Annotated in this window: 13 protein-coding genes and 2 pseudogenes; 6 read left to right on the top strand and 9 right to left on the bottom strand. The window is 69.3% G+C overall.

The window, feature by feature from the left end; translation table 11 throughout:
* Window positions 1-63: 63 nt before the first annotated feature.
* From hydA to ACIOMQ_RS09395, 5 genes and pseudogenes are all read right to left on the bottom strand, one after another.
* A complete protein-coding gene (gene hydA, locus ACIOMQ_RS09375; protein WP_362197181.1) occupies window positions 64-1,455 on the bottom strand; it encodes a dihydropyrimidinase in 1,392 nt (463 codons plus the stop codon).
* 180 nt (window positions 1,456-1,635) lie between these two features.
* A pseudogene (locus ACIOMQ_RS09380) lies at window positions 1,636-2,115 on the bottom strand (amidohydrolase family protein); the annotation flags it as partial.
* Window positions 2,116-2,333: 218 nt separating this feature from the next.
* Window positions 2,334-2,468 (bottom strand): annotated as a pseudogene (locus ACIOMQ_RS09385) (aldehyde dehydrogenase family protein); the annotation flags it as partial.
* A gap of 113 nt (window positions 2,469-2,581) precedes the next feature.
* Window positions 2,582-3,235: a LysR family transcriptional regulator substrate-binding protein gene (locus tag ACIOMQ_RS09390; protein ID WP_402188439.1), complete on the bottom strand. Its 654-nt coding sequence runs from the start codon at window positions 3,233-3,235 to the stop codon at window positions 2,582-2,584.
* The gene (locus ACIOMQ_RS09395) at window positions 3,151-3,636 is read right to left on the bottom strand and encodes a LysR family transcriptional regulator (protein WP_402188819.1); all 486 of its coding nucleotides are present in this window, start codon (window positions 3,634-3,636) and stop codon (window positions 3,151-3,153) included. The genes ACIOMQ_RS09390 and ACIOMQ_RS09395 overlap by 85 nt, the downstream gene beginning before the upstream one ends.
* Before the next feature lie 51 nt (window positions 3,637-3,687).
* Here ACIOMQ_RS09395 and ACIOMQ_RS09400 point away from each other — a divergent pair, with 51 nt between their 5' ends.
* Window positions 3,688-5,574, top strand: a complete 1,887-nt coding sequence (locus ACIOMQ_RS09400; protein ID WP_402188441.1) for an alkaline phosphatase family protein — start codon at window positions 3,688-3,690, stop codon at window positions 5,572-5,574.
* Window positions 5,575-5,678: 104 nt separating this feature from the next.
* Here the strand turns inward: ACIOMQ_RS09400 and ACIOMQ_RS09405 are convergent, their stop codons facing one another.
* Entirely contained in the window at window positions 5,679-6,962 is a 1,284-nt protein-coding gene (locus tag ACIOMQ_RS09405) for an aspartate aminotransferase family protein (protein ID WP_362197190.1), read from the bottom strand.
* Window positions 6,959-7,801, bottom strand: a complete 843-nt coding sequence (locus tag ACIOMQ_RS09410; RefSeq protein ID WP_362197193.1) for a nitrilase-related carbon-nitrogen hydrolase — start codon at window positions 7,799-7,801, stop codon at window positions 6,959-6,961. Before ACIOMQ_RS09410 ends, ACIOMQ_RS09405 begins: the two co-directional genes overlap by 4 nt.
* Before the next feature lie 295 nt (window positions 7,802-8,096).
* Between ACIOMQ_RS09410 and ACIOMQ_RS09415 the strand changes: the two genes are divergently transcribed.
* From ACIOMQ_RS09415 to ACIOMQ_RS09425, 3 genes are all read left to right on the top strand, one after another.
* Entirely contained in the window at window positions 8,097-8,858 is a 762-nt protein-coding gene (locus tag ACIOMQ_RS09415; RefSeq protein WP_402188443.1) for an SMI1/KNR4 family protein, read from the top strand.
* 178 nt (window positions 8,859-9,036) lie between these two features.
* Window positions 9,037-10,305 (top strand): aminotransferase class I/II-fold pyridoxal phosphate-dependent enzyme, encoded by a 1,269-nt coding sequence (locus ACIOMQ_RS09420; protein ID WP_362197199.1) that lies wholly within the window; start codon window positions 9,037-9,039, stop codon window positions 10,303-10,305.
* Window positions 10,306-10,746: 441 nt separating this feature from the next.
* On the top strand, window positions 10,747-11,838 hold the full coding sequence (locus tag ACIOMQ_RS09425; protein WP_362197202.1) for a Rieske 2Fe-2S domain-containing protein: 1,092 nt from the start codon (window positions 10,747-10,749) through the stop codon (window positions 11,836-11,838).
* 160 nt (window positions 11,839-11,998) lie between these two features.
* Here the strand turns inward: ACIOMQ_RS09425 and ACIOMQ_RS09430 are convergent, their stop codons facing one another.
* Both ACIOMQ_RS09430 and ACIOMQ_RS09435 read right to left on the bottom strand, forming a co-directional pair.
* Window positions 11,999-12,370: a hypothetical protein gene (locus ACIOMQ_RS09430; RefSeq protein ID WP_362197205.1), complete on the bottom strand. Its 372-nt coding sequence runs from the start codon at window positions 12,368-12,370 to the stop codon at window positions 11,999-12,001.
* A gap of 79 nt (window positions 12,371-12,449) precedes the next feature.
* Window positions 12,450-15,677, bottom strand: a complete 3,228-nt coding sequence (locus tag ACIOMQ_RS09435; protein WP_362197208.1) for an ALF repeat-containing protein — start codon at window positions 15,675-15,677, stop codon at window positions 12,450-12,452.
* A gap of 520 nt (window positions 15,678-16,197) precedes the next feature.
* On the opposite strand from ACIOMQ_RS09435, the gene ACIOMQ_RS09440 reads away from it, so the two are divergent.
* Window positions 16,198-16,680: a hypothetical protein gene (locus tag ACIOMQ_RS09440; RefSeq protein ID WP_402188445.1), complete on the top strand. Its 483-nt coding sequence runs from the start codon at window positions 16,198-16,200 to the stop codon at window positions 16,678-16,680.
* Window positions 16,681-16,763: 83 nt separating this feature from the next.
* Complete coding sequence (locus ACIOMQ_RS09445) at window positions 16,764-18,410, top strand: trypsin-like serine protease (RefSeq protein WP_362197214.1); 1,647 nt, start codon at window positions 16,764-16,766, stop codon at window positions 18,408-18,410.
* Window positions 18,411-18,455: the final 45 nt, after the last annotated feature.

An 18,455-nucleotide genomic window follows, 5' to 3' on the forward strand; every position in this document is an offset into this window, starting at 1 on the left:
TGGAAGACTCTCTGCCGAGGTGCCACCCGGACGGGAGAACGAGGGATCTCGCCGCGAGACATCTCAGCTCGCGAACTGACAGATTCCTCGCGGCAGATACGCCCCGTGCCCCGCCTGACCCACATAAGTGCGCTTGTCGATCACCGGAACACCGCGTGACAGCACCGTCTCTACCCGCCCCGTCACCTGTTTGCCTTCGTAGGCCGAGTAGTCGACGTTCATGTGATGCGTCTCGGCGGACATGATCTGCTCAGCATGCGGGTCGTAGATGACGATATCGGCATCGGCCCCCGGAGCGATCGTGCCCTTCTTCGGATACAGGCCGAACATCCGGGCCGGCGCCGCGCAGGCGATCTCGATCCAACGACGGCGGCCGATATGCCCGTCCACCACGGCCTGGTGCAGCAGTTCCATGCGATTCTCGACACCCGGCATGCCATTCGGAATCTTCGAGAAGTCCCCACGGCCCATCTCCTTCTGCCCCTTGAAGCAGAACGGGCAATGGTCCGTGGAAACCACCTGCAGATCATTCGTCCGCAGCCCACGCCACAGCGCCGCCTGATGCTCCTTCGGACGCAGCGGGGTGGAACAGACATACTTCGCGCCTTCGAATTCAGGCTCTGCAAGGTTGTCGGTCGACAGGAAGAGGTACTGCGGGCAGGTCTCGCCGAAAACCGGGAGCCCCTCATCCCTAGCCCGTGCCAATTCGGAGACGGCCTCTTGCGCCGACACGTGCACCACGTAGAGAGGAGACCCCGCCACCTGGCTCAGCTTGATCACTCGATGCGTCGCCTCCGCCTCAAGGAGTGCCTTCCGGACTTCACCGTGATAGCGCGGGTCCCTCTCACCACGTGCCAGCGCCTGCTCCACCAACACGTCGATGGCGAGACCATTCTCCGCGTGCGTCATCACCAGCCCTCCATTCGAGCCGGCGCGCTGCATGGCCCGGAGAATCTGACCGTCGTCGGAGAGAAAGACCCCCGGATACGCGGTGAAGAGTTTGAACGAAGTGACGCCGGCCGAGACGAGCCTGTCCATTTCCTTGAGCGAGGACTCGTTCACGTCGGACATGATCATGTGGAACGCGTAGTCGATCGCACACTTTCCATCCGCTTTCTCATGCCACGCATCGAGCCCTTCACCAAGCGATCCGCCCTTGGACTGGATAGCGAAATCGATGATGGTCGTCGTGCCACCCCAGGCCGCAGCCCGAGTTCCGGTCTCGAAGGTGTCGGAAGCGAACGTGCCGCCGAACGGCATCTCCATATGCGTATGGGCGTCGACACCGCCTGGAATCACGTACTTCCCCGTGGCATCGATGACATGATCGGCCGTCCACTCATGGCTGTCATGGGTGGCCAAGGCCACGACGCGGCCACCGTCGACGAGCACGTCGACGTGCAACTCGTCGGAGGCCGTGATGACCAGGCCACCGGTGATCAGAGTGCGTGCCATAGTTTCTGCTCCATTTACGTCGGATACGGGGTACTCACTCGTGAGCCGTTCTGCATGCCCGATGCGCCCGATGGGGTGCCGTCGGCGGGACCGACGAGGCAATTCCGCCCTACCGACCAGCCGAGATAGGCGTGTTCCTACAGGTCAGACACCTACTCGGGCTGAACATCCCTGGTCACGCCAGCCAATGAAATCCTTGAAGGAGGCGACTCCCTCCGACACCAGCAGATCCATCTCCTTGAGCGAGGACTCGTTCACGTCGGAGAGGATCACGTGGAAGGCGTAGTCGATGGCGCAGTTGCCGTCGGCCTTGCCGTACCAGGCGTCGAGCCCTTCGCGCACCGCGTCGCCCACGGACTGGATGGCGAAGTCGACGATCGTGGTGGTGCCGCCCCGGGCGGCCGCCCGGGTGCCGGTCTCGAAGGTGTCGGCGGCGTAGGTGCCGCCGAAGGGCATCCCCATGTGCGTGTGCGCGTCGACACGGCCCGGGATGACGTATGTGCCGGTGGCGTCGATCCTCCGGTCGGCGCTCCAGCCCTCGGCCGTGTCGCTGTCAGGTGCTGCGAGGGCGGCGATGCGGCCGCCCTCGACGAGTACGTCGGCATGGATTTCGTCGGACGCGGTGATGACGGGACCACCGTGGATGACGGTGCGGCTCATGTACCCCTCCTCACTGTGGCGGAACGGGTCTACGCACGTAGACAAGGTGCGTGGTGAAGAACGTAGAAGTGGGTTACCCACTGTGGCAATACCGCTGCGGGCAACCGCTGAAGACGTTTCTGTTTCCCCCGCCCGGCACTCCACCGGCCCACAGCGCGACGCGGTGCGGCACCGTTCCCGGGTCGGGAGCGGTGCCGCACCGCGTCGTAGCGGTGTTGTTGGCCGGTGAAGGCATGCTGGACGGCGCGCCCCAGGTCGGCGCCGCCGAACACGAGGAAGGGATCGGAGCCGCCGAGTTCCAGCACGACCTTCTTCAGGTGCCGCTCGGCGACCGCGGCGCCCGCCCGCTCGGCTCACGCCGTAGTTGCCGCGCATCCATACGCCTCGGCACGCCTGGGCTCGTCTCGGCACGTCGGTACGGATCGGTACGTCTCGACACACGCACGCTGCCGCTGCCGCGATGCCGTCAGGACTGCGGGGGCGCCGGAGTGACGGCGTCCCCCTGTCCCACGAGAAAGTCCCGCAGCCGCACCGCCGTCGTGCGAATGGTGTCGGAGGCGAAGTGTCCCGGCAGCCAGGCCACGTGGAGCGGCACCCGAAGCATCTCGCGGGGCCCGGCGCCCGCCGCCGTGATCCACAGCGCGTGCGCCCCGTACCGCGGCAGATCCGTGCTGATCCCGATCCCGTGCCCCGCCAGCGCGAGCGCCTCCACGGTCGGGCCGTCGTCGCATTCGGTGAGCCGCTCGGGCGCGAGATGTGCCGCGCCGAGCGCGTTGTCGAGTACGGCGCGGCTGACGCTGGAGCGCGAGTGCGCGAACAGCCGGTCGCCGCAGATCTCGGCGAGGCCGGTCTCCGTGCGGCCCTCCTCGGCCCAGCGGTGATCGGGCGCGCCGTGCGCCTTCAGCGCGGTGCCGCCGAGGTCCACGGTCTCGAAGCCCTCGACCATCGGCGTCGGCGTCGGCGTCGGCGACACGATGAAGTCCGCCTCGTCCAGGAGTTCGTCGTTCAGCGCGAAGTGGCCCGCCTGACGGGTGATCAGCGGCGGATCGTCCGGGCCTGTCGTGGCGATGAACGGCGCCAGGAAGACCCGGACGGTGGCGGCCGTCGCCGCGGCCGCCAACTGTCCGACGCGCCCGGAGCGGAGCCCGTCGACCGCGGCCTCCGTCTGGCGCGTCTCCGCGATGCCGCGACGGGCCAGGAGGGGGCGAAGGCGCGCCCGGAGGGGGTCAGCACCAACCGGTTGCCGCGCGGTTCGAAGAGCGTCATCCGCACCTCGCGCTCCAGCGTCTTGAGCTGGCGGCTCAGTCCCGGCTGGGCGACATGGAGGGTGGCGGCGGCGGTGACGGTCCCGGCCTCGGTGACGGCGAGGAAGAGGAGGCGCCGGCAGTTCATCGGTCGATGATGGCGACGCCGAAGATAACGAAATGATGACGGGTCTGGTCCAAATGTTGGGTACGGTTCATGCGCTGGTCCCGTACGCGGCGTGGTCCGATCACCACCGACGGCGAACCTCGGACACATCACCGGACGCCCCCGATGTCCGGTGCCCACCGACCGATCCCGGAGGATCACGTGTCCCTGTCGCGCTCCGCGCGTACGGTGCTGGCCGCCGCCACCGTCGCCGCCGTCGCACTGCCGCTCGCCACCACGGCCGCCCACGCCCAGGATTCCAAGGCAGCGGCCGCCGCCCCGTATGCCGGTCTGCCGTCCGGTACCAAGCAGGTGAAGACCCTGGTCATCGGCATCGACGGCGCCACCTTCGACACTTTCTCGCGCGCCGACGTGCCGCACATCAAGCAGCTGATGGCCAAGGGCCTGACCGCACGGAGCAACCTGTACGCCAACCCGATGGCCCCGACCGTCTCCGGTGCCGGCTGGTCGTCCATCGCCACGGGTGTCTGGCCCGACAAGCACCAGGTGAAGGACAACGACTTCACGGCCCCGGACTACGGCCAGTACCCGGACTACGCGACCCGGCTGGAGACCGCCGACCCGGCCACGTCCACCCTGGTCGTCGGCACCTGGAGCCCGATCCCGCAGATCGTCTTCGGCGCGAAGACCGACCTGCGGATCGCGGGCGGCAACGACGAGGGCACCACCGCCAAGGCCGCGGACTACCTCGCGCACGGCAACCCCGACTCCACCTTCGTCCACCTCGACGAGGTCGACGGCGCCGGTCACAGCTCCGGCTCCGCGAGCGATGCCTACCTCAAGGCCCTGAACACCGCCGACACCCAGGTGGGCCGGCTGCTCGACGCCGTGACCTCGCGGCCGGCGTACGCCGACGAGGACTGGCTCGTCGTTGTCACCGCCGACCACGGCCACACCCCCACCGGCGGCCACGGCGGCAACACCCCACTGGAGCGCGGCACGTTCGTGATCGCCCAGGGCAAGGGCATCAAGCCCGGTTCGGTACGCGACGACGTCAAGATCACCGACATCGCGCCCACCGTCCTGCGCCACGAGGGCGTCGCCACCGACCCCGCCTGGAACCTCGACGGCACCTCGCTCGCCGAGCTGAAGCCGGACGCCTTCGACGCGCTGCGCGGCTCCCTCCGTCCCCCCGTCGACGAGACCGGGCTTCCGGCCGACGCCAAGGGGTGGACGAACACCGCGCCCGACGGCTGGTCCATCGACAACTCGAAGATGCCGGCCGGCGGGGTCACCGAGTGGCGCGGCTGGTCCTTCGCCACCGACGAGTTCTGGACCAACGCCGAGCGCGGCCAGGGCCGCGAGACGAACGTCCGCGCCCGCGATGTGTTCGCGGTCGCCGACTCCGACGAGTGGGACGACAAGGCACACGGCGCCGGACCGTTCGACTCCACCCTGGTCAGTCCCGCCTACCGGCTCAACGGTGCGGCGAGGGCGACCGTCTCGTACGCCACGAACTACCGCGTCGACGGTCCGCAGACCGGCGATGTGTACGTCGCGTACGACGGTGGCGCCCCGCAGCTCGTGAAGTCGTACCGGAGCAACGCCAACACCGTCGAGCACCTTGACCTCGCTGTTCCGGCGGGCGCGAAGTCGGCCCGGCTCAGCTTCCGCTACACCGGCACGAACAGCGCCTTCTGGACCGTCGACCAGGTCGCCTTCGGCCGGCCCAACCCGCCGTCGCAGCTCGCCGTCGCCTCGCTGGGCGCCGGCACCGAGCTGCTCGGCCGGCCGGGCTCCGACGCGGCCTGGAAGGTCACCGCACACGGCGTGGTGAGGACCGCGCAGGGCAAGCCGGTCAAGGGCGCGAAGGTCACGGCCGAGCTGACGGCCGGCGGCACGGTGCGGAAGCTGACGGGTACCACGAAGAAGGACGGCTCGGTGCGCTTCGGGACCACCGTCCCCAGGGGCGTCGCCGAGGCCACACTGACCGTCACCGACGTGCGCTACCAGCACCTCGCGTACTACGGCGAGCTCGACCCGGTCCACACCCTGGCCCTCACCCGCCCCACCGGCCACCGGGGCTGACGGCGGCACGGGGGGTGTGACGAGGGGACGGGGGTGTGACGGCAGCCGAGCCGCGCACCCCCCGAGCCGCTCCGCCGCCGCGCCCCCGTCGGCTCAGCCGCTTCTCATCGCACCGACCGCAGAGCCTCGGCCATGATCTCCGCGCCCTCCTCCGCCTCCGGGATGGTCAGCGAGAGCGGCGGCGCGATCCGTAGCACGCTGGTGTGGTGACCGCCGCCCTTTCCGATGAGCAGACCGCCTTCCCGGGCCGCTTCGAGTACGGCTGCCGCCGCTTGCGGGTCCGCCTCGTCGGTGCCGGGCTTCACCAGCTCGATGCCGATCATCAGACCCCGCCCGCGCACCTCCCGTACGCACTCCGCAGCCGCGCCGACCGCACGCAGCCGCTCGATCAGCAGTCCGCCGACGCGCCGGGCATTGCCCTGCAGATCGTGTTCGAGGAGGTACGACAGGTTGGCGAGGCCGGCCGCCATGGTGACCGGGGAGCCGCCGAAGGTCGAAATGGAGTTGGCGTCCAGGCAGTTCATGACGTCGGCGCGGGCCACGACACCGCCGATCGACATGCCGTTGCCGATGCCCTTGGCGAAGGTGAGGATGTCCGGCGGCCCGTTCTCGCCGTGTGCCTGCCAGCCCCAGAAGTGTTCGCCCGAGCGGCCCCAGCCGGTCTGCACCTCGTCGGAGATCCACAGGACGCCGTGGCGGTCGAGGACCCGGCGGAAGGCCGCGTACAGACCGTCGGGCGGCGAGGTGAACCCGCCGACGCCCTGGATGGGTTCGGCGATCAGGGCGGCGGGTTCGCGGGTGTGGCCGAGCAGGTCCTCCAGGTCGGCGACGCAGGCCGCGATGAAGTCGGCGTCGCCGAGGTGTGCGTAGGGCCCCCGGGTGCGGACGCCGCCGTGCACGTACAGCGTCTGCAGGGGCGACAGGTTCGTGGGCGACCAGGCGCTGTTGCCGGTGATGGAGACCGTGGAGAAGGACCTGCCGTGGTAGCTGTTGCGCATCGCGAGGATCTGGTTCGACCTGCGGTACGCGGTGGCGAGCAGCAGCGCCGTGTCATTGGCCTCGGTACCGGAGGTGGTGAAGAAGACCCGGGCGTCCGGAATGCCGGAGAGCGTGGCGATGCGTTCGGCAAGCTCGACCATCGGCCGGTTGAGGTAGAGCGTGGAGGAGTGGATGATCCGCCCCGCCTGCTCGCTGACCGCCTTGGTCACCTCGGGCAGGGCGTGGGCGGTCATGGTGGTCAGGATGCCGCCGAAGAAGTCGAGGTAGCGTCTGCCGTCGGCGTCCCAGACGTGGCGGCCCTCGCCGTGGGTGATCTCCAGCGGGTCCTTGTAGTAGAGCGCCAGCCAGTCGGGGCTGACGGCGAGATGGCGTCGGTGCAGGCTGCTCACGGCTCCACCAGTCCTTCGTATGCGTCGGGGCGGCGGTCCCGGTAGAACGCCCACTGCTGACGGACCTCTTCGATGAGGCCGAAGTCGAGGTCCCGGACGACGAGTTCCTCTTCCTTGTCGCTGGCCACCTCGCCGACGAACTGGCCGCGCGGGTCGACGAAATAGCTGGTTCCGTAGAAGTCGTTGTCGCCGTACTCCTCCTGGCCGACGCGGTTGATCGCGGCGACGAAGTACTCGTTGGCGACGGCGGACGCGGGCTGTTCCAGCTGCCAGAGATAACTGGACAGGCCGCGCGAGGTCGCCGACGGGTTGTACACCAACTGGGCTCCGTTGAGACCGAGTTGGCGCCATCCCTCCGGGAAGTGCCGGTCGTAGCAGATATAGACGCCGACCTTGCCGACGGCGGTGTCGAAGACCGGCCAGCCGACGTTTCCGGGCTTGAAGTAGTACTTCTCCCAGAATCCCTTGACCTGGGGGATGTGGTGCTTGCGGTACTTGCCGAGGTAGGAGCCGTCGGCGTCGATGACAGCGGCGGTGTTGTAGTAGAAGCCGGACTGCTCGATCTCGAAGACCGGCACGACGATCACCATGCCGGTCTCGCGGGCGAGTTCCTGCATCCGCCGGACGGTCGGCCCGTCCGGGACGGCCTCGGCCCAGCGGTAGTGCTCGGGTTCCTGCACCTGGCAGAAGTACGGGGCGTTGAACACCTCCTGGAAGCCGATGATCTTCGCGCCCCGGCGGGCGGCCTCGCGCGCGTGCTCCTCGTGCTTGGCGATCATGGATTCGGTGTCGCCGGTCCAGGTCGCCTGGACGAGTGCGGCGCGTACGACTTGGGACATGAGCTGCTCCTTCGACGCGGCGTCAGAGAGCCTCTACGCGTTTCTACGCCCGTAGACACGTGCGTAGAGGAGAACGTAAGCCCCGTCACACAGCGGGGCAAGACCATCGCCGTGAACCGGCGGAGTCGATCATGTTTCACACCCGTGCGGTCCACATGCGCACGCCGCTCCCCGGGTCGGGGCACCCCTCCCGTGACCGGCAGCGCCGCCCGGTCGTCGGCCGCGGTGCGGACGACCGGTGGGGGCCGCGCCCCGGCCGGCAGCGCCCCGTGGCCGCCCTGGCAGACTGTGCGCCGTGAGACCCGACATGACACAACTGCGAGACCTGGTCACGGAATCACCGGACTTGGGCCGCAGGCCGGCCGCGGCCGTGTCGGAGGCGATGATCCGTGAGGCCGAAGCGCGCGTGGGCCCGTTGCCGGTCTCGTACCGGTGGTGGCTGACCGAGTTCGGCCGCGGCCGGGCCGGGGGCGCGGACATCGCGACGGTCGTGTCCGCCGAGTTCGCCGACGACGCGGACGACGCCGTCACCGCCGACTGGCGGCTGAGCGGTGACAGGCTGTGCTTCTGCGCCGCGCCCGACTGCGGTGACAGCTACTGCTTCGCCCTCGATCTGCGCGGGGAGGCCGGGGACGGGGAGTATCCGGTGGTGTGCCGGGACGGTCTGGACGGCCGCGAGTACCCGGTGGCGGAGTCCTTCGCCGGGTTCCTGGCCGTTCATGCGGCGCGGGAGAGCGGGCTCGGGGACGGCCCCAATCCCACGGTCGCCCGTCTGTGGCGGTCGACGCCGGGCGTGCTGCTCGACAACGGCGTCCTGGTGTACGGCCCGCACTGCATCGCAGAACGCAACGAGACCTTCGAGGTGCCCCGGTACGCCCCCGAGTGGGTGCTGGTCGGGGACGACAGCGGTGGCAGCGGACTCTTCATGCGCCGCCACGGCCGCGACCGCACCCGTGTGTTCCGTCTCGGTCTGGGCGCGATCGACGCGGACATCGAAGGGGAGGGCGAGCCGGTGACGGACGACCTGCTCGGCTGGCTGCGCGCGGGCGCGGCCTGACCGGCCCGCCGGGCCGCCGCCGTCCGCCCCGGGATCCGGGCACACAGCTCCGGCAGTGGGCCGATCCGCTCCGCTCACGGTTGCGTGCCGCCGGCTCCCGGGCCGGTGGCCCGCCGCGGCGGTTTGTATCCTCGGCTGGTGCCACCCCATTCACGCGGCACCTGTGAGAGGAACCACCATGACCACCGAGCTGAGCCCCGACACCTTGGCCGGGCACCTTGAGCGGGCCCGTCAGGAGTACCGGGACCTCGTGGGACTCGGGCTCTCGCTCGACCTCACCCGGGGCAAGCCGTCACCGGAGCAGCTCGACCTCTCCGAGGAACTGCTGAGCCTGCCCGCCGGGCGCCACACCTCTGCCGACGGCACGGACATACGCAACTACGGCGGCCTGCAGGGGCTGCCGGAGCTCCGGGAGATCTTCGCCGAGGTGCTCCAGGTGCCGGTCGGGCAGCTGCTCGCGGGCGGGAACTCCAGCCTTGAACTGATGCACGACTGCCTGGTACACGCCTTGCTGAGTGTGATGCCGGGCGCCGAGTCGCGCTGGGTGGAGCAGGAGCGGATCGCGTTCCTGTGTCCGGTGCCCGGCTACGACCGGCACTTCGCGCTCTGCGAGCGGTTCGGGATCGACATGATCCCGGTGCCGATGACCGCCGAGGGCCCGGACATGGAGACCGTGGAACGGCTCGTCGCCGAGGACCCGGCGATCAAGGGCATCTGGTGCGTGCCGAAGTACAGCAACCCGGACGGCGTCTGCTACAGCGACGCGACCGTGGCGCGGCTCGCCTCCATGAGCACCGCGGCAGCCGACTTCCGGATCTTCTGGGACAACGCCTACGCCGCCCACCACCTCACCGACGAGCCCGTCGAGATCGCCGATCTGCTCGCCGCCTGCGCCGAGGCGGGGAACCCGGACCGGGTCTTCGTGTTCGGCTCCACCTCGAAGATCACCACGGCGGGCGCGGGCGTCGCCTTCTTCGGCTCGTCGCCCGCGAACGTGCGATGGCTGCTCGGCAACAACGCCCAGCGGTCGATCGGCCCCGACAAGGTCAACCAGCTGCGGCACGCGCTGTTCCTGCGGGACGCCGACGGGGTGCGGGCCCACATGGAGCGCCAACGCGCCCTGCTGCGACCCAAGTTCGACACGGTGGCCCGGATCCTGGACGCCGAGCTCAGCGGGACCGGGCTGGCGGCCTGGACCTCCCCCGAGGGCGGCTACTTCGTGACCCTCGAAGTACCGGACGGCTGCGCCGAGGAGGTCGTACGGTGTGCCGCCGGGGCGGGCATCGCACTGACCCCCGCCGGTGCCACCCACCCGTACGGCGACGACCCGCGCGACGCGGTGATCCGGATCGCGCCCAGCTACCCGTCCCTCGCGGAGCTGGAGCAGGCGATCAGGGGACTCACCGTCTGTGTCCGCCTCGTGGGGTACGAGCAGCAGGCCCGGTAGGCAGCAGTCGTTTATGCCGCAACCGGTGAACCGGCCGCCCGTGCCCCCACAGCACCGGCGGCCGGCCCGCCGGTGCCCCGGTTGCGGACACCGGCGCGCACGACGGTGCGCTCGGTCCAGGTCATGCGGGCCCCTCGGTCGGCTGGCGCGGTCGGTGCGGACTCGGCGATCTCCGCGGTCGCGTCATCCACCGTACGGCCCCGACGGGCCGACGACGCCGCCGCCGGCCGCAGGGGCAGCGGGACCACGGCCGTGGCCGGCAGACGGCGCCGCCCCGTCGACGGCCGCGCGCCGGCGGTCTCCGGACGCGGCACCGTCCGTCTTCGCACGCGCCGTCAAGGTCCGCCGGGTTCCTTCCCGTTCGGGTGATGTACCGCGTGCCGGGAGGATCTCGGAACGGTCTGGGCAGTCTCCAGGCGACCGATTCCGAGAGGGGATGCCGTGGGGCTGTCACGCGAGTACGAGCGCGCCATCAGCGAGGGACCGACGCCTGCCGATGCCGCGGGGGCGCCGGCCCTGCCCTATCCGAGCGGCTGGTCCGCGCTGGCCTTCTCCGACGAGCTCCGGCCCGGGACCGTCCTCACCCGGCCTCTCGCGGGCCAGGACGTGGTGCTGTACCGGCTCGGTACGGGGGCGGTCCGCGCCATCCGTCCGTACTGTCCGCACCTCGGCGCCCATCTCGGTCTGGCCAAGGTCGACGGAGACGATCTCGTATGCCCCTTCCACTTCTTCGCGTTCGGTCCCGACGGCACGTGCGTGCGGACGGGATACGACACCAAGCCGCCGAGGTCGCCGTTGACGCAGCTGCCGGTGCACGAGGTCAACGGTGCCGTCTTCGTCTGGCGGCACCACGACGGCCGGGCGCCGGACTGGTTCATTCCCGACTGGCACGAGATCGGTCACCGGCCCGCCCGTCACGCCGCCTGGGAGCTGGCCGGCAATGTCCAGGAGGTCATCGAGAACTCGGTGGACCTCGGGCACTTCGCGACCCTGCACGGCTGGGCCAGGGCCGAGATCGGCGGGCCCGTCGTCTACGACGACGCCGCCTTCCACGTGTCCATGCGGGCCCATGAGTCGGCGCCGCTCCTGGGGAACTTCGTCGTCGAGGTGGAGGTGGACGGCTACGGGCTGGGCTGCCTGCACGCCGACGTGCACACGCCCCGGCTCGGCCTGCGGATGTGCACGATGGTGTTGCCGACGGCGATCGCCCCCAACCGGATGCAGTTCCGGCAGCGGAACCGCGTCGCGTTCACGGAACCGGCCCGGCTGCCGGCGCCGCTCGCGCGGATGGTGAGCCGAACCGCGGCCCGGGTGCTGGACCGCGCCATCTTCCGGTCGAGTTGTGAATTCACCGCCGCTGATTTTCCGATCTGGAATCACAAGCAGTACCAGCAGCCGCCCCGACTCGCGCCCGGCGACGGTCCGATCGGCCCGTTCCGGCGCTGGGCCCGGCGGTTCTACCCGCCGCCCCAGCACGGGGACGACGCACGGTTCGACCGGATCGAGCGAAGCGACGGTGTCGAAGTGCCGTGAGCGTTGCGGACCGCCTTCGGACCACCGGCCCGAACCGGGCCCGACCAAGCGCCAGCACCGCGACCTCGATGTGCGAGTCGCGGGTCCGGGTTGGTTCAGGGAGCGTGCCTGATGCGCTTCTCCCCGCGGATGGCTGCTCCGTCCGCGGGGTCGAAAGCGGTCAGTGACTCACGTAGTAGACGGCGAGACCGAGGAAGACCGCGAGGGAGACGGCGGCCTGCAGTGTCCAGGGGCCGGTCGCTTCACCGTAGGGGACTTCGGGATCCGCCAGCATTTCGCGCAGCGCCTTGCGGTGCCCCAGGATTCCCACGGGAACGGAAATGACCAGTCCACAGTAGACGGGGAGCATCTCCGTGAGATTCTCGTCAGATTTCAGGCAGTACAGCGCTATTACTGCGAACACCGCCGGCGGCCCGATGGAAACGAAAATCTTGTGATTCCTGGTGGGCATGGCCGGGAGCATCACAACAAACCAGATCGCTGCGCCTGCCATCGAGAAGAGCCACCACAGCGGAGAATCCTGCAACGACATGCTCATTCCTTCTTGGACGGGGCGGCGAGGTGGTCCCCCGCCGCCCCTCTCTTGGCGTCCGATTAAGCTGTGAACCCGACTAAGCCGTGAACCAGCCCACGACCGCGGAAGTCGCGTCGTTGATGCCCTTGACAGCAGCCTTGCCCACGTTGCTGACCATGGAACCTGCGGCCAGGCTTCCCACACCCCCCAGGCCCACCGTGAGAGCTATGCCGGCCACGGCTGTCGCGAAGCTGGAACTCCCCCATCCATAGGCCTTGGCATTGTACAAGGCACTTACTCCGGCGAACACGAGGGATGCTCCGGCAAGTCCGCCTGCCAGCAACTGCCCGCCGGGAATGAATGCGGCCACCACTGCGGCCCCGGCCAGGACAGCGCTCACCTTGGCGGTGTACGTGGCCGCTTCCGCGGCGTTGTCCACATTCTCCTGCCGGATCTGATCGACATCGACCTTGTCGTTGTCTGCGGAGTTGGCGGGATTGACATGGTTGTCCGCGTTCTGTTTGGCCTGCTGTGCCGCCTTGGCCGCCTGCGCCGCTATCTCGTCCTGCCTCTTCTGGCGGGCTATTGTCTTGGCCTCGTCGGCGGCCGCCTTGGCGGCACTCGCGTCCTTGCCGGCCGCGCGCGCGTCCGCGTAGGCGCGGTCGGCCGCGGCCTGTGCGCTGGCTGCGGCAGCGACTGCGGTGTTGGCGGAGGCAATCGCCTGGTTGGCCGAGTAGTTGGCCTGGCGGCCGGCCGAGCGGGCCGCTGACGCGGCAGCGGATGCCTGCTTGGCGGAGGAAGCTGCGGCGACTGCGGATGCGTCTGCCTTGGCCGCGGAATCCGACGCGTCGTCAGCGTAGTTCTGTGCGTCGGTTGCGGACTTCGAAGCCTTGGTGGCCCAGTCCTTGGCTTCGGCTGCGGCACCACGGGCCTCGGCGGCTGCCTTGGCCGCTTCGGCGGCTTCCTTGAAGGCGCCGGAAGCGATACCCGCCGCTCTGGCGATCTGCGCCTGGATGGCTGCTACATGGGTGGCGGTGTCCTGATCGGCCTGCTGGGCCTTGTAGCGGGCGGAGCTGACGAAGCGCTCCAGCATCCACTGAGGCCCTTCGAGGGCGGCCTGGGCCGCGGCCTCGACGTTGGGGCCGGCGCCGTTGAGGGCCGTGACGGTCGCAACCCTGTCGTCCTCCGTCTTGGCTTTCACGTAGTCCGTCAGGAGGTAGGTGTGAAGGGCTTCGACACTGCCGTCGTCAAGAGCCGCGTTGGCGGCGGCGACCACGGCCTTCCCGGCGCCGTTGAGGGTCCTGAGGACCTCGGCCTGGTAGTCGTCGACCTGGGCGGTCAGGGCACCCTTGGTCAGAAAGTCCGTGACGGCCTGCTGTTCGGTACGGGCGAGCACCTTCTGAGCGGCATCGGCCAGCACCACGTTTCCGGCGTGGGCGAGCGTGAGGACCTTCTCCCGGTCGTCGAGCGCGGCGGCCCGGCCGTGCGCGTTCCTGACCCAGTCGACGACCGCCTGGTCATCTCCGGTCAGCGCCTCCTGGGCGGCCTGCCGGGTCCAGGTCCCGGCAGCATCCATCAGATTGACGGCGGCCTTGCGTCCGAGCACGGCGGCCCGAGCGGCATCGCTCTCCGCCCCTGCCTGCGCCAGCAGATCGAGGGTCTCCTGGTCGGTCAGCTGCTGCTGGGTCTGAATCCGCTCGATCTGAGTCTGATACAGGTCCTCTTCCTTCTTGAGCTCCCTGGCCACTTCGATGGCCAGGGCGCGGTCCTCCGCGACCTGCGCGGCCTCCGTATCGCGGGCGAGAGCCGCGATTCCCTGCGCCTGCGTGACCGCGGCGGCCGCGTCCATCGCAGCGGCAAGTGCCTTGTTGGCCTGGGTGGTTGCCTCATTGGCCCAGTCCTGGGACTCACCGGCGTGATCCGCTGCGTCCTCGGCGGCCTTCGCGGCGGCATCCGCGTGCGTGGCGGCGCTGCTGGCGGCCTTGTTTGCGTCTCGCGCGGCAGTGGCGGCGCGTTTCGCGAGGGTTCCGGCCCGATTGGCCGCCGCGGTCGCGGTGTTCGCCGCGCTCGTGGCCAGCGCTGCCGCGTCCCGGGCCCGCTTGGCCTCGGCCTGGGACACTCCGGCCGCCGTTGCCGCTTCCGCGGCCGCGTTGGCGGAGGCCGCCGCGTTCTGCCCGGCCCGCGCCGCGGCCGCACTCGACGATTCGGCCTGCGCACTCGCGTCCGCCGCGGCGGACGCCGCGGCGGCAGCCTTGCGGGCCTTCTTCGCGGTGTCACGGGCCACCTGGGCGGCTTGGCGTGCCGCTGCGGCCTGGCCCGCGTCCTTCGAAGCCGCGGAGGCGGCCCGGTAGGCGCGCACCGATGCCTGCGAGGCGGTGGCGGCCGCGGCGGCCGCGGCCTGCGCGGCGCCGGCTGCGGTGCGCGCGGCCGAGATCGCGATGCGTGACGCGGCCACCGCGGTACGTGCGGCCGCTGCCGCACCCTTGGCGGCGTCTGCCGCACGCCCGGCAGCCCGTGAGGCCTTGACGGCATCGTCCTTGGCGGCGGCGCTCTCCGCGGCTGCCGTCTGGGCCGCCTTCTTGGCTTCTTCCGAGGCGGCTTCGGCTCGCTCGGACGCCTCCTTGGCTTCGACCGTGGCGGTGTGGGCGCGCCGGCCTGCGGTCTCCGCCTGCACGACCAGTTGATCGATCGTCAGCTTCTCCTGATCACGGGCGCGCGCGAGGTGCTGCCCCTTCTGCAGGAACTCGGTGACGTCGGCCGCCGTGCCGTCCAGAGCCCGGTTGACGGCCTGGGTCAGGTTCGGCCCGGCGCCGGCGAGCATGGATATCGCCTCGACCCGCTCGTCCTCCTGACGCGCGGTGAACTGCCCCTCCTGCAGGAAGGCATCCAGAACGGCGGGTGTGCCGTCCGTCAGAGCCTTGTTCGCCGCGCTCACGACGGCACTGCCGCCGGTCCCCAGAACCGTCAGGACCGCGACCCGGCGGTCGTCCGCCAACGGCTTCTCGTAGCCCTGGATGACGAAGGCGTGCAAGTCGGCGTCGGACCCGCTCAGGGCGAGCTGGGCTCTTTCACGTACGCCGGGACCCGCGAAATTGAGCGTCTCCAGGACGGAGACCCGTTCGTCCTCGGTCCGGGCCCGGGCCAGCCCCGCCGTCAGAAAGGCCGTCAGCGCCGCATCGGTGTCGGTCAGTGCCTTCTGCGCCTCTTGACGTACCGCGCGGCCGCCGATGTTCCACGCGTCGACGGCCTGGGACCGGGGATTGTCCTCCGTTCCCCCGTCTCCCCCATCGGCCCGGGTGGATGCCGTGCTGCTTCTCGTCCCCACGACCGTAGCGGCCGTGGCAGCGACCGCCAGCGTCAGAAAACGCCTACGCGAAGGACCCATTTCGGACACACCGCGTCTCGAAGAGCTACGCCTCAGCATGCTTACCCCTTCCCCCCGCATTCATGTCACCAGACATAAAAAAATTGCGCAGCGCCCCCACTGGGCGCCTTACAACCTGACAGGCAAACAACCGGATCCGCAAGCATGCGGATCCGAAATACCCGATTCACCCCTCCAATGAGGAATGCACTCCGCAGACACAACGGACATTAAATGCCAAGCAAAATTTACTCGCGACTCAGGCAACCCTAAGTCCGCTCGTTCGGAAGGCGGCCGACCCGCACCTCAGCTGCGCAAAGAAGCTTGCAGAGGCCCATGCACCTGGTGATATGAAGGATCATCAAGGTTCAAGTTGCCAGCGGGGGGGTCCGTGCAGGCTCACTTCACCCCTCCCTGCGCCGTGCGAAAAAAACACTTCGCCAGGCAATGCCGCAGGAATTTCAACAGGGATGAGAAGTCAATGAGACATAAGTTCTTCACGGCCGGAATTGCCGCACTGGCCGGCACCTTCGTGGTCCTCGGCCTCACCGGGATCGGGAATTCGGCAGCGGCCGAGGCCGCCGACACGCCCCCCGTCGCGGTCGAGGACTTCGCGTACCCGAGCGCCGACAAAATTCTCGCCGAGCAAGGAATTCTCCTCAAGAGCGGCAACGGGCACATCACGCTCGCCGACTGCGCGAGTGAGACCGGCCTGCTGGAGGTCTTGTCCCGCGACAACGACAAGTTCTGCTTCAAGGTCACCGGGACCACCGGCTATCTCGCCCTCGAACTCGCAAAGGTCTACGGAGTCAAGGGCAACGACTACACGGTCCAGATCGACATGACCGTCGACAACTCCGAGGTGTCCTACGACATCGGGAAGAACACCTGGACACAGGTGGGCGAGGCCGCCGACCCCACAAAGCGGCCTCACACGCTCATGGAGATTCGCGCCACCAAGTAGCGCTTCCCCCGGCACAAGGCAGCTCGGACCGCGCAATGCGCGATGCGTCCGGCTCACCGAACCACCTGACCCATAAGGAAGAAATGTCACACAGACCTGCCCGAAGTGCGTGGGGCGCCGCACTGCTCACCCTCGTGGTTGCCACAGGAACCCTCATATCGTCACCGGCACAGGCGCTGGACGGCGCCACGGCTGCGGACGGCAGCTACAACTTCACCGCGAAAATCGACGTGGGTGGGGTGCGAGCCTGCTCGGGCACGCTCATCAACAACCAGTGGATGATCTCGGCCGCCAGCTGCTTCGCCGACGACCCCACCCAGGCGACCTCCCTTCCGGCCGGCGCACCCAAGCTCAAGTCCACCGCGGTCATCGGGCGCACCGACCTCACCAAGGCCACGGGCGAGGTACGCCAGATCACCCAGCTGATCCCTCGTCAGGACCGGGATCTCGTCCTCGCCAAGCTTGACGCCCCTGTCTACGGCCTCAGTTTCCTGCACCCCAGCCTCGCCGCACCCGTTCAGGGTGAAGCACTCAAGGGCGCCGGCTACGGACGGACGAAGGACACCTGGGTTCCCGACGTCCTGCACAGCGCCGCTTTCACCGCTGAAGCCGTCGAGGCGGCCTCGGTGAACATCGACGGCACCCCTGTCTGCAAGGGCGACACCGGTGCACCCGTCTTCCGGGAGGTGGACGGCCGCCCCGAGCTCGCCGCCATCGCCACCAACTCCTGGCAAGGCGGCTGCCTGGGCTCGGACGAGACCCGGACCGGGGCAGTCGCCAGCCGCGTGGACGACATCCGCGCCTGGATCAGCGAGAACACCGCCTCCACCCTGAACAACTGGAACCTGCAGATGCTCACCAGGACGAGCACCGGGCTCTACCATGCCATGCGCAACAGCAACGGTGACTGGACCGGTTTCGGCGATGTACAGAAGGTCGCCGGCACCGTCGAGGACCTCGCCTACGCCGCTGATGCCGCGATCAAGGGCAAGAACTACGTCTTCGCCGTCGGCGGCAACGGACGCCTCTACGAGGCCAACCGCCGCCCCACCGGAGGCTGGGAGGCATTCCGCGACATCACCGACGAAGTCGGCTCCAAGCCCGGACTGACCCGCGTCGCGGTCACCTCCACCGGGTCGGGGCTGGCGCTCATCGGGCTGGCATCCGGCCGCGTCTACCACGCCACGCAGGACGCGGACGAGAAGTGGTCCAAGTGGGGCGACGTGAGCGCCAAGCTCGGCCTGCTCGGCAACGCCACCCAGGTGACTACCGCCCAGACCTCCGGCGGGGATACGCAGGTCGGCGTCGTGGCGGACAAGAAGGCCTATCACGCCACGCGCCACTCCGACGGCACCTGGAGCGCCTGGGGGCACATCAGCAATCTGCCCACCGGCCTGGACTCCATCAACGGCATGGCCTTCGCGGGCACCGGCAGCAACCTCCAGATCATTGTCACCAGCCCCACCGGCGGCAAGAAGCACGCGATCCGCTCGGACGCCACCGGCAGTTGGAGCGCCTTCGGCGACCTCGGCAGCAGACTCGGCAACGAACCGACGGTCAGTGTCGACGCCACCGGTGTCACCCGCGAATTCCAGGCCGCCGTCGTCACCGCCGACGGGAAGGTCAAGCACATCCTGCGCCACGACAACGGCAAGTGGGACGCCACGGAACAGGTCGCGGGCTACCCCGGTACCCCCTCCGCTGTGGCCCTCACCGGCAGCGCCGACTGACCGCGCACACAGCTCTGTTCCCGTCCCACCGCAGAGCCCGCCGGA

Source organism: Streptomyces sp. NPDC087845, assembly GCF_044742755.1.
Lineage (GTDB): Bacteria > Actinomycetota > Actinomycetes > Streptomycetales > Streptomycetaceae > Streptomyces.